This window comes from Blautia sp. HCP3S3_H10_2 (assembly GCF_052122375.1).
Classification (GTDB): Bacteria; Bacillota; Clostridia; order Lachnospirales; family Lachnospiraceae; genus Blautia_A.
Genome location: NZ_JBQKCL010000007.1, coordinates 47,739 through 61,707 on the forward strand (window position 1 = coordinate 47,739; position 13,969 = coordinate 61,707).

14 protein-coding genes are annotated in these 13,969 nt (G+C 44.3%); 9 read left to right on the top strand and 5 right to left on the bottom strand.

Annotated elements, in window-relative coordinates; translation table 11 throughout:
- Positions 1–106: 106 nt before the first annotated feature.
- The 3 genes from ACTQWB_RS09195 to ACTQWB_RS09205 form a co-directional block, all read right to left on the bottom strand.
- The gene (locus tag ACTQWB_RS09195; RefSeq protein WP_441500961.1) at positions 107–961 is read right to left on the bottom strand and encodes a carbohydrate ABC transporter permease; all 855 of its coding nucleotides are present in this window, start codon (positions 959–961) and stop codon (positions 107–109) included.
- Positions 962–973: 12 nt separating this feature from the next.
- Entirely contained in the window at positions 974–1,861 is an 888-nt protein-coding gene (locus tag ACTQWB_RS09200; protein WP_441500962.1) for a carbohydrate ABC transporter permease, read from the bottom strand.
- Positions 1,862–2,034: 173 nt separating this feature from the next.
- Complete coding sequence (locus ACTQWB_RS09205) at positions 2,035–3,327, bottom strand: ABC transporter substrate-binding protein (protein ID WP_441500963.1); 1,293 nt, start codon at positions 3,325–3,327, stop codon at positions 2,035–2,037.
- A gap of 423 nt (positions 3,328–3,750) precedes the next feature.
- Here ACTQWB_RS09205 and ACTQWB_RS09210 point away from each other — a divergent pair, with 423 nt between their 5' ends.
- Both ACTQWB_RS09210 and ACTQWB_RS09215 read left to right on the top strand, forming a co-directional pair.
- On the top strand, positions 3,751–4,635 hold the full coding sequence (locus tag ACTQWB_RS09210) for an AraC family transcriptional regulator (RefSeq protein ID WP_441500964.1): 885 nt from the start codon (positions 3,751–3,753) through the stop codon (positions 4,633–4,635).
- 265 nt (positions 4,636–4,900) lie between these two features.
- Complete coding sequence (locus tag ACTQWB_RS09215) at positions 4,901–5,755, top strand: alpha/beta hydrolase (protein WP_441500965.1); 855 nt, start codon at positions 4,901–4,903, stop codon at positions 5,753–5,755.
- A 142-nt stretch (positions 5,756–5,897) separates the two neighbouring features.
- Here the strand turns inward: ACTQWB_RS09215 and ACTQWB_RS09220 are convergent, their stop codons facing one another.
- Both ACTQWB_RS09220 and ACTQWB_RS09225 read right to left on the bottom strand, forming a co-directional pair.
- Positions 5,898–6,113: a TA system antitoxin ParD family protein gene (locus ACTQWB_RS09220; protein ID WP_441500966.1), complete on the bottom strand. Its 216-nt coding sequence runs from the start codon at positions 6,111–6,113 to the stop codon at positions 5,898–5,900.
- Positions 6,113–7,132 carry an SPFH domain-containing protein gene (locus ACTQWB_RS09225; RefSeq protein ID WP_441500967.1) on the bottom strand — a complete coding sequence of 340 codons (1,020 nt, stop codon included), beginning with the start codon at positions 7,130–7,132 and terminating at the stop codon, positions 6,113–6,115. Before ACTQWB_RS09225 ends, ACTQWB_RS09220 begins: the two co-directional genes overlap by 1 nt.
- A 200-nt stretch (positions 7,133–7,332) precedes the next feature.
- Here ACTQWB_RS09225 and ACTQWB_RS09230 point away from each other — a divergent pair, with 200 nt between their 5' ends.
- The 7 genes from ACTQWB_RS09230 to ACTQWB_RS09260 all read left to right on the top strand — a co-directional run bounded on the left by ACTQWB_RS09230 (position 7,333) and on the right by ACTQWB_RS09260 (position 13,886).
- Positions 7,333–8,472, top strand: a complete 1,140-nt coding sequence (locus ACTQWB_RS09230; protein WP_441500968.1) for a helix-turn-helix domain-containing protein — start codon at positions 7,333–7,335, stop codon at positions 8,470–8,472.
- A 30-nt stretch (positions 8,473–8,502) separates the two neighbouring features.
- Entirely contained in the window at positions 8,503–9,807 is a 1,305-nt protein-coding gene (locus tag ACTQWB_RS09235) for a glycerate kinase family protein (protein WP_441500969.1), read from the top strand.
- Between the two features lie 243 nt (positions 9,808–10,050).
- The gene (locus ACTQWB_RS09240; RefSeq protein WP_441501129.1) at positions 10,051–10,866 is read left to right on the top strand and encodes a transporter substrate-binding domain-containing protein; all 816 of its coding nucleotides are present in this window, start codon (positions 10,051–10,053) and stop codon (positions 10,864–10,866) included.
- 118 nt (positions 10,867–10,984) lie between these two features.
- Entirely contained in the window at positions 10,985–11,776 is a 792-nt protein-coding gene (locus ACTQWB_RS09245) for an amino acid ABC transporter permease (RefSeq protein ID WP_441500970.1), read from the top strand.
- Positions 11,777–11,778: 2 nt separating this feature from the next.
- The gene (locus ACTQWB_RS09250) at positions 11,779–12,519 is read left to right on the top strand and encodes an amino acid ABC transporter ATP-binding protein (protein WP_441500971.1); all 741 of its coding nucleotides are present in this window, start codon (positions 11,779–11,781) and stop codon (positions 12,517–12,519) included.
- Positions 12,520–12,613: 94 nt separating this feature from the next.
- On the top strand, positions 12,614–12,682 hold the full coding sequence (locus ACTQWB_RS09255) for a DUF6783 domain-containing protein (protein WP_441501130.1): 69 nt from the start codon (positions 12,614–12,616) through the stop codon (positions 12,680–12,682).
- A gap of 364 nt (positions 12,683–13,046) precedes the next feature.
- Complete coding sequence (locus ACTQWB_RS09260; RefSeq protein ID WP_441500972.1) at positions 13,047–13,886, top strand: CvfB family protein; 840 nt, start codon at positions 13,047–13,049, stop codon at positions 13,884–13,886.
- Positions 13,887–13,969: the final 83 nt, after the last annotated feature.

Here is a 13,969-nt window from a genome sequence, read left to right on the forward strand (position 1 = left end):
CGTGGTGACTATAAAACACAATGTTAAATCGGGGTATATAAACTCTGTGACCTGCATAAATACAGGTCACAAGGTTTAGTAAATGAAAAGGTTTCAATGTTATGTATCATCCTTTGACAGCACCAGTGGTAAGACCTTCCACGATCTGGTTGCTGAACAATGAGTAAACCAGAATGGTAGGCGCGATCGCGATGATGATGGCGGCAAACATCTGTACATAGTTTGTTGCGTAAGGACCTACGAAATAGGTCAGGGTAACTGGCAGCGTCTTTTTCATAGGATCGGAAATAAATACCATTGCCAGAAGCAGCTCGTTCCAGTTATTGATGAAGGTCATCAGACCGGATACGAAGAAGCCGGTTCTGCAAAGAGGCAGTGCGATTTTGAAAAAGCAGCCATAGATTCCACAGCCATCAATGGCAGCAGCCTCGAACATTTCACCTGGCATGGAACGGAAGAAACCAGTCAGCAGGAAAATGGTCATTGGCAGGGAGAATGTGATGTATGGAATCATCAGTCCGCCCTGGGAGTTTGTGAGCCCAAGCTTTGCAAAACGTACAAACAGTGGAATCAGGACACAATGTACAGGAACCATCATTCCGATGAGAAAGAAGGTATGCATAAATTCGGATAATTTCCAGCGCATTCTTGCGATGGCGAAAGCTGCCATTGCGCCAAAGAACAGGCTGACAACAAGTGTAACACCACAGACAAGAACGGAGTTTACAAGTGCGGTTCCAAGTTTTCCCATCTGCCAAGCCTGCTGATAGTTTTCAAAATGGAACACATCTGGCAGGGAAAAAGGTGCTGCCATAACGCCTGCATTGTCTTTCAGGGATACAGATAACATCCACAGAAGTGGTGCCAGATAAACAACTGCCAGAATTACCAGCAGGATATAAACGACTACGATTACCGGTTTGACCGGCTTCTTTGCAGCTTTTACTTTTACGTTGCTCATTTTCCCACCTCCTTATGATTCGTAAGTTTCTACTTTGATGACTTTCTTTACCAGAAGGGTTACCAGCAGACAGAGAACCAACAGAACTACGGAAATAGCGCTGGCATAGCCGTATTTAAAATAGTTGAAGCCTTCTGCGTAAAGCTCAGTTGCAAGGACCTCGGTTCTGTGGTTCGGTCCACCCTGGGTCATGTTGTAGACCAGGTCGAAGAATTTCAGGGAACCGATACAGTTCAGAGAAAGGGAGGTGATCATCATAGGTTTGATCAGCGGGAGGGTAATGTAGCGGAATGCTTTTACCTTTGACGCACCGTCTATATAGGAAGCTTCATAAATGTCACGGGAAATTCCGGTGATCTGTGCCATATAAAGCATCATGTTCTGACCAAGGTACTGCCACAGGGCAACAAATGCGATAACCCACATGGGAAGTACAATAAATCCGGTAGAGTCCATCAGCCACAGAGGTCCTTCAATGCCGAATTTGGCAAGAAGATTGTTGATACCGATTCTCGGATTGAAAAGGAAGGACCAGAGAAGTCCAAGTGCTGCGGAGGAAAGTACGCATGGAAGATAATAAATGTTCTTGAAAATGTTGCGGCCTTTCGGGATGTTGGTGAGCATAACAGCAAGTAAAAGACCGAAGATCTGCTGTGTGACTGCTGAAAAGATCATGAAAAAGATGGAGTTTTTCAGGGCAATACGGAATGTGGCGTCACCGAAAAACAGTTTCTTATAGTTTTTTAATCCCACAAATTCAGGGGGTGTAAGTGCTGCGTAATCGCAGAATGAGTAGTAAACCATCTGTACTGTCGGGATGATCAGGACCAGAAGGAACATGATCAGCGCCGGGGCGATAAATACGAAAATGGCTTTTTTGTCGCGCAGAATTTTATCCATAATATCTCCTTCCGTCGAATGTTGCTGAAACCGGTCTGGGTTTCAGGAAAATATAGTGTTGTTAAAGAGTAAGCTTGCTCTTTTGAGTAAAAAGACTGCCGCGGAACATGCCTCAGTCCGTTCCGCGGCAGCCATGTGCCTGGGTTTATAACTTATTTTTTATAAGGGAGGATTTATTCCCAAACGTTCTCCTCATAGAATGTCTGTACAGTCTGGAATGCTTCTTCTGGTGTCTGGTTGCCAAGGAAGATATCAACCATTGCGTTATCGAAGCAGTCACCAGCTTCTACAGATGCAAGGGACTCATTGTAGAATCCGAATGTACCGGTTGCCTTTGCCATGATATCCTGAACGTATTTCAGCTGTGCAGGAGCTTTGTCATAGTCGATTTCAAGGTCTTTGATGATTGGGAATTTGCCGCCGACTTCTGCTGTGTATTTCTGAGCTGTCTCGTCTGTGAACATTTTCATAAGAGCGATAGCTGCGTCCTGATGCTCTGTTGTGGAGCTCATCAGAAGGTTATCAGTCTTAACAATCATACGGTTCGGGTCGTTAGCACCGTCGATTCCAGGGAACTGGAAGACACCACATTTGGACTCGAAGTCTGGATTGCTGCCGTTGATCTGTGCGATTGCCCAGGAACCCTGAACCAGCATAGCTGCCTCGCCGTTATAGAAAGCTGCTGTAGCCTGGTCGTTGGAATCTCCGGCTGCTGTAGCCTGGAAATACTGGGAAAGTTCTTTTAATTTATTACCTGCTTCGATGCAGTTGTCATCGGTCCAGTTAGCAGTGTGATCTGCGATAGCTGCAAGGTCAACGCCCTGGCGGTCACATAAGTAACCGGCGATCATGGATAAGCACCATGCGGTACCAGCGGAGCAGGAGATTGGTGTGTAGCCGGCATCCTGAAGCTTCTGGCATGCAGCAATCAGTTCATCGTATGTGGTAGGAACTTCTACGCCAGCATCTGCGAACATCTCGGTGTTGTAGTAAACGCAGGCTGCTGCGAAGTTGGTAGGAACTGCCATGATCTTTCCGTCATAAGTCATTCTTTCGAAAATACCATCTGTAAAGGATGCGTACCAGTCAGCTTCCTGATTCTCAAGGATATCGGTAAGGTCAGCTGCTGCACCTGCATTTACATATACGTCCATGTTCGGACCAGGGTTGCAGATGTAAACATCCGGTGTCTGTCCTGCTGCGATCAGTGCGTTCAGCTTGCCATCATACTCTTCCAGGTTGGTGGTGATCGGAGTTACGTGATATTTGCCATCGTACTCTTCATTGAAACGATCAATGACTTCTTTGTAACCTTTGGAAATAAGATCTTCCGTAGCTTCCAGGTCATCCCAGAACATCCATGTGATTTCTTCTACGTCATCTGCGTAAACCGGTACAGATGTAGCCAGTGTTCCAGCTGCCATTGCTGCAGCTACTAATATTGAAAGTGCGCGTTTCTTGTTCATATTGAACCTCCTTTTAAAAAAATTATATCTCGTATTTGGTAATTCTTACTATAGCAGAGATATGCATGTATTTCTTTCTAATTCTTGTTATGTAACTATCAATTGTTGCTATTTGAAATGGTATAAAAACAAGTATATGTCAAAATTAATAAGTCCAACTGATAAAAATTATGCAATATAAACAAAAACAAACGATACATATTTCGGCATAAAATATAATTTTGCATATATATTGATAAAAAAAGCAACATTTGATACAATACAAACATATTAGAAAACGCAATATTTGAGAGCTAAATGACAACATTTAATACTGGCTGTCGGAAAATGATATATGTCGGGAAAATTCAGACACGCTCTGGCAGAAAAGGGTGAAACGCAGGAGGATTATAATAAGAATATACAGGGAAGGAGCATGGGGAGATGATACATAAGCTTAGTGGAATACATGAAACAGTAGATTTCCGGGAGGATGAGCAGGTTTGTCTCTATTATAATGATGAATATGAGAATTATCCGCCACACTGGCATACCTCCTTCGAGGTACTTATGCCAATCGTAAATGGCTATAAGGCGTTGTGCGGTGGAAAGGAATATAATCTGCGGGAAGGGGATGTGCTGATCATTGGTCCGTGTATGCTTCATGAGCTTTTTGCTCCGGAAAGTGGAGAACGGATTATTTTCCAGCCGTGCCTGAACAATATTTCCACTAAGGAGCTGAATTTGCTTACTATGATCATAAACCCGGCTACTTTGATCACACCGGAGGGGTATCCGCAGATTTATGAAAAAGTAAAAAAGCTTATGCTGGAAATCAAAGAGGAATATTTCGGTGACTCTCCTTATCTGGAAACCATGATTATTTCGAAGTTCCTTGAGATTCTTACATGTGTGGGGAGACAGCGTGTAAATGCACATACTGTAGCGGGACAGCAGAAAGAAAATGGAGCAAACAGCAGGCAAAAGGAATATGTGGAGAAGTTTATCCTGGTTACAGATTATATTAACAATCATTTTGCGGAAGATCTGAGTCTGGAAGGAGTAGCGTCACAGGCTGGGTTCAGCAAGTATCACTTCTCCAGGCTGTTTAAGCAGTATACAGATTCTACCTTTTATAAGTATCTGAACCAGAAAAGAATTGAATTTGCGAAGACACTGCTGCAGGATCCAGGGGTGAGTGTGACGGAGGTGGCGTTTAAATCGGGGTTTTCCAGCCTGTCGGCATTTCTTCGGATGTTTAAGCTGATGAATAACTGCACGCCCACGGAGTTCAGGGAGATGTATGACAGGACGAAAATGGGGAATTAATACCTCATTCGACCGGTAACTGTACTGAATGGAGTACTGGAACCTGTTTGAAATAGCAGGTATCAATTTTATTAAGGTATTGATTTCTTATAAGAAGAAAATTATTATGATATTAGAGCCTGTTTGAAAAACATTATTGCGATCTACACGCCCAAATTGTGACGCACATCCTGCAGAAAGCTTTTTTAAACATGCTTTAGAGGACAAGATAGTTATTCCTTACATTATAAAATGAACGAAACATATACAACAGGAGGTTCACGAAATGATTCACGAAAAAATAGAGATTCAATTAAAAAATTCTGAGTTTAAAGCAAATTTATTTACATATTTCCTGGATAATTCCCTTGAGATCGATCCAGAGAGAAAGAGGCCGGTTGTACTGATCTGTCCAGGTGGCGGTTATGTAATGACCTCTGATAGAGAAGCAGAGGCACTTGCTGTCAGATTTATGGCGATGGGATATCATGCAGCGATCTTACGTTACAGTACGGCTCCTGCACGTTTCCCAGAGGCACTTCTGCAGCTGGCTACAGCTGTTGCGATGCTTCGCGAAAATGCAGAAAAATGGCATATTGATACAGAGAAAATCGTAGTCCAGGGATCTTCTGCCGGAGGACATCTGGCAGCAAGCCTTGGTGTATTCTGGAATAAACCGTTTGTGGCAGAAGCGCTGGGGATAGCCTCTGAAAAATTCCGTCCGAATGGTCTTATGCTCAGCTATCCGGTAATCACTTCCGGAGAAAAGGCACATCAGGGATCTTTTGAAAATGTTCTGGGTGAAGAGTACACAGATGAAAAGAAACGGAAATTCCTGTCTCTGGAATACAACGTCACGAAGGATACACCGCCGACATTCTTGTGGCATACAGCACCGGACGATACCGTTCCGGTAGAAAATTCCCTGCTGTTTTTCCAGGCACTCCACGCCCTGGATATTCCGGCAGAATTACATATTTATCCGGTGGGCGGTCATGGTCTGGGACTGGCCACAGCAGAAACTGCATGCCCGAACGGGTATGGAATCCAGGCAGAATGTGAGAGCTGGATACAGCTTGCTGGTGATTGGATGAAGCATCTGTTCGAAGCAAAGGAAGTCAGAAAGGCACCTTGGGAATAAAAAGACGGGGTGTTGGTGCAAATAACAGATGGCATGATTGTAACACAGAACCAAAGTATTGCCTTCTGTGTACGGATAGATAAAATCAGGGAGTACAGTATTGTGGTTATCACAGCTGTATTCCCTGATTTGTTTAGGAAAATTATGAGATATTCAGTTCCGGCGGTTCATCCATGGTATCGGAAACGTATTTTCCATTCTTCTTGCGCTGGCGGACACATTCGGTAAGCAGATACTCGATCTGCCCGTTTACGGAGCGGAAATCATCCTCCGCCCAGGCTGCGATCTGGTCATAAAGCTTGGCAGAAAGCCTGAGTGGAATCTGTTTCTTAGGCCGGGTATCTTTGTTCTCAGCCATTAGTACAGACTGCCGGAATTAACCACCGGCTGGGCATCGTGATTGCCGCACAGCACTACGAGAAGATTGGAAACCATGGCAGCCTTCCGCTCCTCGTCAAGCTCAACCACATTGTTTTCATTTAACCGCTCTAATGCCATTTCTACCATACCAACAGCACCGTCTACGATCATCTTTCTTGCATCGATGATAGCAGAAGCCTGCTGTCTCTGCAGCATAACCGCTGCAATTTCAGGCGCATAAGCAAGATAAGTAATACGTGCTTCGATAATTTCCAGACCAGCCTCGGCAACCTTTTGCTGAATCTCATCGCGGATACGTCCGGCTACGATCTCGCTGGAGCCACGGAGACTTCCCTCATCTGCAACTCCGTCACCTGTAGTGTCCACATTTGGCGCTACATCATAAGGATAGATGCGGACAATATTTCGAAGGGCACTGTCACACTGTAAGGAAAGATATTCCTTATAATTGTCTACATTGAAAACTGCTTTCGCTGTATCAGTAACGCGCCACATAACTGCGATTCCGATTTCCACCGGATTACCCAGACAGTCGTTGATTTTCTGACGGTTGTTATTCAGGGTCATGATCTTCAGGGAAATCTTTTTGTTTACATAAGTAGAGCTGGCAGAAGCAGCTGTTCCAGTGGTGGCCAATGTGAAAACGGACTTGGCGGCATTTCCACCGTCTACGTCGCCGCTCTGGTTCAGTTTCGTTTTCGCAGCAGGGTTTACAGCGGTACAAAATGGATTTACCCAGTAGAAGCCATCATTCTTCAAGGTTCCCACATACTTACCAAACAAAGTGAGTACAAGTGCTTCCTGTGGCTTCAGTACTTTCAGCCCCAGAAATGGAATCCATCCAAGGGCAAGCCATGTAATACCGATAACTGCCAGAGCGGGAATCCATGCAAAAACAGCAAATACCACGGCAAGCGCAGCCACTGCATAAAGTAAAATAAACAGCACCATCATTCCCATACCATTTTTCTTGTTGTCCAAAACTTTTTCTTTCATAGCAATCCTCCTGACAATGAAAAATACCTTTTACGAGATACAAATATGATATCATTTAGATATCAAAATGTCAATGCATACAAGAGAGCTATAGAAAATTTTTCGTTTTTTTCCAGGTAAACAAATCGTCGATTGACGAAAATCCACATTTCAGTGTATATAAGAGAGTAACGTAAAAGAATTATGGAGGATATCATATAGTGGACGCAAAAAGGTTTGGGGCATTTATTTCGGAAAGAAGAAAAACGCAGCATATGACGCAGGCTGACCTTGCCGGAAAAATCGGAGTGACGGATAAGGCGGTCAGCCGTTGGGAGCGGGGACTTGGATTTCCGGACATTAATACAATGGAGCCATTGGCAGATGCACTGGGGATATCACTTTTGGAACTGATGAGATCAGAGGTGCAGATAACCGAAGGGACTGGTGTGAAAAAAGATGAGGTAGCAGAAAAAGATGAGACAGTAGAAAAAGGTGGAACAGCAGAAAGAAACGAGATGGCAGAAAAGAGAGAGAAAGCGGAAAAAAAATACACGTCTGCAGAGGTGACCGAGATGATGCAATCGATGGAAGAAATACGAAAACAGCAACAGCATCAGGATAAAATCGCAGGCTATCTTGTGATACCGGTAATCCTGATCATTGTGGCTGTGTTTAAATTCTCTGGTCGTGCAAACCTTGGTGGTGCGTTATTTGCCGGGCTTCTGGGTGCGGGAGCTGCTACGAGTGGATATTATCTGTGGGTGAATCGGGAAGATAAGGAAAGCAGAAGAATTTATGGATTTTTTACAATCGCTCTGACTGGCATATTTTTTACAATATGTTCTTTCCTGGTTCCTGACGGATTCTGGGAACAACATAGACAGGAAGCAAGTCTCATTACATGTCTGGTGAATCTGGCGATTGTCATATACGCATTTGGATTTGCTGCAAAGAGAATGTGCAAGGAAAAAAAGAACCCGGTACTTATTGCTGTTGTGGTGGTTCTGGAGATTTTGTTAACGGCATGGATTTTGCAGGGCTTTGCTGCCAGGTCCATAGAAGATGCCATGGGAACCAGCAAGGGAGATGTGGCAGAACAGTACGCAACACAGCTGTTGCTCAATGAAAAAAATCTTGAAGAAGACTGGATACGGGGATATAGTTATGTTCAGATTGATTTGCATCCGGATATCTATCGTGTAGGTTTTTCTTATTATGCAGATCAAAAAGATGCAGAAGCGGGAAAAGAAAGCATATATGGCTATGATATTCAGGTGGATTCTGATTATAAAATTACGATAAAAGAAGGAAGTTCTGCAATTGGAATGGATTTGTGGAGTGAAAAAATAGAAGGGTAAATCGTGTTTGAAAAAACAGGAGAAAAGAACATGAAAGCAGTAATTGCAATTGATTCATTCAAAGGGAGTATGAGTTCCATAGAAGCGGGTAAAGCTGCCGCAGCAGGTATTCGGAAAGTATATCCGGAAGCCAAGACCAAGGTTTATCCGCTTGCAGATGGCGGGGAAGGGACAGTACGGGCACTGGCCCAGGGACTTGGGGGAAGCCTGGAAACTATAACGGTTACCGGTCCGCTTGGAAAAAAGGTCGACTGCGAATATGCAATTTTGGAGAAACGTAATATAGGCGGTTCTGGTAGAACTGATTTCGTGGGAAAAGAGATGATGGCTGTTTCAGAGAATGCTTCCGTAGTAGAAAATACTTCTATAATAGAAAGTAAACGTGGCTACAAGAACGAGGAAAAGTGCGGGAAGACTGCCATTATAGAAATGGCTGGTGCAGCTGGAATTACGCTGGTTCCACCTGAACTTCGGAATCCTATGAACACTACAACCTATGGTGTTGGAGAGGTTATAAAAGACGCCATTTCCAAAGGCTGCCGGAATTTTATCATTGGAATCGGAGGCAGCGCCACGAATGATGGCGGAATTGGTATGCTTCAGGCTTTGGGAGGAGAATTTTTGGATAAAAGTGGAAAACAGGTGCCATTTGGAGCAGAAGGTGTGGAAAAGCTTGATTCCATCAGTTGCGAAAATTTGCTTCCGGAATTAAAAGAATGCAGTTTCCGCATTGCCTGTGATGTGGACAACCCTTTATATGGGGAAAAAGGCTGCAGCTGTATCTTCGGTCCCCAGAAAGGCGCAACACCAGAAATGGCGGAGCAGATGGACGGGTGGATGGAAAGATACGCAAAGATAACAGAAGAATATTTTGCGGATCCAAAAACTAAATTGGGAAAATTTAATTATGATCCAAACTACCCAGGCTGCGGAGCAGCCGGAGGCCTTGGCTTTGCCTTCCGTACTTTTCTGCGTGGAAAACTGGAACCAGGCATAAATATTGTCCTGGAAGAAATCGGCATAGAAGACCAGATAAAAAATGCAGACATTATAATCACCGGTGAAGGTCGTCTGGACGGTCAGACCGTTATGGGAAAAGCCCCCATCGGAGTTGCCAGACTGGCAAAGAAATATGGAAAGCCAGTGCTTGCCTTTTCCGGTTCGGTCACTGAAGATGCTGCCGCCTGTAACGAAGCTGGAATCGATGCCTTTTTCCCAATCCTTCGTCAGGTGACTACACTGGAAGAAGCCATGGATCCGCAGAACGCGCAGAAAAACATGGAGAATGCTGTAGAGCAGGTGTTCAGGGTGATTAGACTGAAAGAAATAGCATGAAAATTCTGTTGTCTCCTCTTGACTTCTCCCATAAACAAGAGTAATATGAACTACAACGCAATGGCGCGTTAGTGTGATAACGCCGCCATTGCATTTTTTTTACCTCGAAATGGGTAAATAACCTCGAACAGGGGAAATACACCGGTAAAATACCGGTTGTGCTGTGATTAATGAGTCTTTTATCAAGAGGAGGAAAGAGAAATGAAGAAGAACTATTTATGGAGGAAAATGACAAGTGGTCTTATGGCAGCAGCGGTTACCGTGACAGCAATGCCGGGACTTGGACTTACAATGGTACAGGCAGAAGAAAAGAAAACATTAAAAGTAGCAATGGAGTGCAGCTACGCACCATACAACTGGACCCAGCCAGATGATTCCAACGGAGCCGTCCCCATTTCCGGAAGCTCAGATTATGCATATGGTTACGACGTTATGATGGCGAAAAAGATCTGCGATGAGCTTGGCTACGATCTGGAAATTGTGAAACTGGACTGGGATTCCCTGGTACCGGCTGTTCAGTCAGGAAAGGTTGACTGCGTAATCGCAGGTCAGTCTATTACCTCTGAACGTCAGCAGATGGTAGATTTCTCAGAACCATATTATTACGCATCTATCATCACCTTGGTAAAAAGTGACGGAGATTATGCAGACGCGAAAAGTGTAGCTGATCTGAAGGGCGTAACCTGTACTTCCCAGCAGAACACCATCTGGTATGATTCCTGCCTGCCGCAGATCGAAGATGCAAATATTCTTCCCGCACAGGAAAGTGCACCTGCCATGCTGGTTGCCCTGGAATCTGGAAAATGCGATGCTGTTGTAACGGACATGCCTACCGGAATGGCTGCCTGCGTAGCTTATCCTGATTTCAAGCTCCTTGACTTCTCTGGTACAGACGGAGCTTTTGAGGTATCTGATGAAGACATCAACATTGGTATTTCCGTGCAGAAAGGCAACACAGAGCTTCTGGATGCCCTGAACAGCGTGCTGGATAAAATGACAGAGGATGATTACACAGCGATGATGGACGAAGCAATTTCTGTACAGCCGCTTTCTGAGTGATTTTTGCAATACTAAAACGTGCCCCCAAAATTATTCCCGCAATCTTCACACTTCACTTTAAAGGAGATTTTGTGGTACGTGTTTCCAATGTTTTGTATAATAGATAGGAGAGAAAATTATGCTTCCTGAAACCTTCTGGGGCCGGATCCAGTATCTGCTCCAGCAATACGGCACCTCATTTTTGTCAGGCGCCGGAAATACAATGATCATAGCCATTGTAGGCACCTTTTTAGGGTGCCTTATTGGCTTTATAGTTGGAATTATCCAGACAATTCCAGTAGATAAGAGAGATTCTGCAGCAAAAAAGACACTGGTTGGAATTCTCAAATTTATTATGGCCTGCTATGTGGAATTTTTCCGTGGCACTCCGATGATGGTACAAGCCATGTTCATTTATTATGGAAGTGCTTACCTGTTTAACATCAACATGTCCATGTGGTTTGCAGCATTTTTCGTTGTTTCCATCAACACCGGAGCTTACATGGCAGAAACCGTCCGCGGCGGTATCCTTTCAGTGGATGAAGGTCAGACTGAGGCGGCAAAAGCCATTGGAATGACTCACGTTCAGACCATGATGAATGTAATCCTTCCCCAGGCGCTGCGAAACATAATGCCACAGATCGGAAACAACCTGATCATCAACATCAAGGACACCTGTGTTCTTTCCATCATCGGAATCGTAGAACTTTTCTACACCACAAAGGGCGTTGCCGGAGCTTATTACACCTATTTTGAAGCCTTTACCATTGCCATGGTAATGTACTTTATTCTCACCTTCGTATGCTCCAGACTGCTCCGTGTGCTGGAACGCAAGATGGAAGGTCCGCAGAACTATGATCTTGCCACAACGGATACACTGGCTCACACAAGTGGTCTGTATTCCTATCCTAAGAAAAAGGAGGAGAAATGATCATGAGTGAAAAAATCCTTGAAGTAAAACATCTGGGAAAAGCCTTTGGTAGCAATCAGGTATTGAAGGATATTGATTTTTCCGTAAGCCCGGGAGATGTGACCTGTATCATCGGTCCATCCGGTTCCGGAAAATCCACCCTTCTCCGTTGCCTGAATATGCTGGAAACTCCTTCTGCAGGTGAGATCAATTATCACGGAACAGACATTACCAGCAGGAATGTAAATGTTCCCGAATACCGTTCAAAGGTGGGAATGGTATTCCAGAATTTTAACCTGTTTAACAATATGACGGCTCTTAAGAACTGTACCATCGGCCAGGTTAAGGTGTTGAAAAAGAGCAAAGAAGAAGCTGAGAAAAAAGCACTGTATTATCTGGAAAAAGTTGGAATGGCACCTTATATTAATGCCAAGCCCAAGCAGCTCTCCGGTGGTCAGAAACAGCGTGTAGCAATTGCGAGAGCACTTGCCATGGAACCGGAGATCCTGCTTTTCGACGAGCCGACCTCTGCTCTGGATCCACAGATGGTAGGTGAGGTTCTGGAGGTTATGCGGGATCTTGCCCATGAAGGTCTTACCATGATTATCGTAACCCATGAGATGGCCTTCGCCCGGGACGTGTCCAAGCGGGTGATTTTCATGGCAAACGGCGTAATCGTAGAAGACAGACCGCCGAAGGAACTGTTCGAAAACCCAAAGGATCCGCTGACAAAAGAGTTTTTAAGCCGCTTCCGTAATGCGTGAAAATTCCAGAAATAGAATTTTTGAAAATTGTATTTTAATAACTGCAAGTAAAAAACAAGAAATCCCTATTTTCTATTAATAATGATGTTAGAGCATGTTTGAAAAAGGATTTCTGCAATCTCCCGCAAAGTGGGGTGTGCAGATTGCAGGAATGTTTTTTTAACAGGCTCTAGGGGCAAAAGATGAAAAGCTTTATTGTGCAAGCACGAATAGCTTCCTGATCTGGCGCCTCGTGGCATCATAATAGAAAATAGGGATTTTGTTATATTTATACCATGGAAGTCTGTGCGAAGGCCTGAGTTACGAATATAGTCAGCAGCTGAGGAGGGCCAAAGGCACAGAACAATCGACGTTCATTCAAAGAAAACTTGCTGTAAATCTTGCATAAGTTTGTATTCACAGCAACTGTAGATATATGCTATAATGAAAAACAAACAGTAATTTAATTAACAGAATATTGAGGCATTAGAAAGTAAGTATTCGAGTGCACTTTTGAGTGCTGAACTCAGGAAAAATAAGGAGAATCCATGATCGAAATAGGAAAAAAACAAAAGCTTATTGTAGCCAAAACCGTAGATTTCGGTGTTTATCTTGCTGAGGATAAAAATGCAGGACAGGAAGACAGAGTCCTTCTTCCTGCGAAACAGGTTCCGGAGGGAACCAGAGAGGGCGATACCCTGGATGTATTTATTTACAAGGATTCCGGAGACCGCCTGATCGCCACCACCAGAGAGCCCCTTCTCCAGGTGGGACAGACTGCAGTACTGAAAGTCCTTCAGGTGACGAAGATCGGCGCCTTTCTTGACTGGGGACTGGAGAAAGACCTGCTTCTTCCCTATCACGAGCAGACCAGCCGTGTAAGAGAAGGCCAGGAATGTCTGGTGGCGCTTTATGTAGATAAGAGCAAACGTCTTTGCGCAACCATGAAGGTTTACCATTACCTTTCCACCAGAACCCCATATGTAGCAGGAGATTCCGTAAAAGGCCGTGTATACGAGATCAGTGACCGCTTCGGTGTATTTGTGGCAGTTGATGATAAATATTCCGCCCTGATTCCGGCCCGTGAAGCTGCTGGCAAATACCGCCCTGGTGAAGTTCTTGGTCTTCGCGTCTCCGAAGTAAAAGAGGACGGCAAAATGAATGTCACCGACCGCCAGAAGGCCTACATTCAGATCAATGAGGATGCTGAAAGTGTATTAAGCGTGATCGAAGAATTCGCCGGAGTCCTTCCCTTCGACGACAAAGCTTCCCCGGAAGTGATCAAACGCGAATTCGGCCTGAGCAAGAATGCGTTTAAACGTGCAGTAGGACACCTTCTGAAAGAGGGAAAGATTGAGATTAAGGATAAGCGGATTTATAAAAAATAACATTAACCGGATATAAAAATGAAAGCTGCATACCATATTTCGACTGTGTAATATTGTGGATATGGTATGCTGTTTTTTTGAAA

Excerpts from the sequence above, each read along its gene's own strand:
- ACTQWB_RS09235 (WP_441500969.1), top strand. The coding sequence starts at position 8,503 with ATGAAAGCAGTAATTGCAATTGATTCATTCAAAGGGAGTATGAGTTCC.
- ACTQWB_RS09250 (WP_441500971.1), top strand. The coding sequence starts at position 11,779 with ATGAGTGAAAAAATCCTTGAAGTAAAACATCTGGGAAAAGCCTTTGGT.
- ACTQWB_RS09225 (WP_441500967.1), bottom strand. The coding sequence starts at position 7,132 with ATGAAAGAAAAAGTTTTGGACAACAAGAAAAATGGTATGGGAATGATG.
- ACTQWB_RS09200 (WP_441500962.1), bottom strand. The coding sequence starts at position 1,861 with ATGGATAAAATTCTGCGCGACAAAAAAGCCATTTTCGTATTTATCGCC.
- ACTQWB_RS09245 (WP_441500970.1), top strand. The coding sequence starts at position 10,985 with ATGCTTCCTGAAACCTTCTGGGGCCGGATCCAGTATCTGCTCCAGCAA.
- ACTQWB_RS09240 (WP_441501129.1), top strand. The coding sequence starts at position 10,051 with ATGGCAGCAGCGGTTACCGTGACAGCAATGCCGGGACTTGGACTTACA.
- ACTQWB_RS09205 (WP_441500963.1), bottom strand. The coding sequence starts at position 3,327 with ATGAACAAGAAACGCGCACTTTCAATATTAGTAGCTGCAGCAATGGCA.
- ACTQWB_RS09210 (WP_441500964.1), top strand. The coding sequence starts at position 3,751 with ATGATACATAAGCTTAGTGGAATACATGAAACAGTAGATTTCCGGGAG.
- ACTQWB_RS09215 (WP_441500965.1), top strand. The coding sequence starts at position 4,901 with ATGATTCACGAAAAAATAGAGATTCAATTAAAAAATTCTGAGTTTAAA.
- ACTQWB_RS09220 (WP_441500966.1), bottom strand. The coding sequence starts at position 6,113 with ATGGCTGAGAACAAAGATACCCGGCCTAAGAAACAGATTCCACTCAGG.
- ACTQWB_RS09195 (WP_441500961.1), bottom strand. The coding sequence starts at position 961 with ATGAGCAACGTAAAAGTAAAAGCTGCAAAGAAGCCGGTCAAACCGGTA.
- ACTQWB_RS09260 (WP_441500972.1), top strand. The coding sequence starts at position 13,047 with ATGATCGAAATAGGAAAAAAACAAAAGCTTATTGTAGCCAAAACCGTA.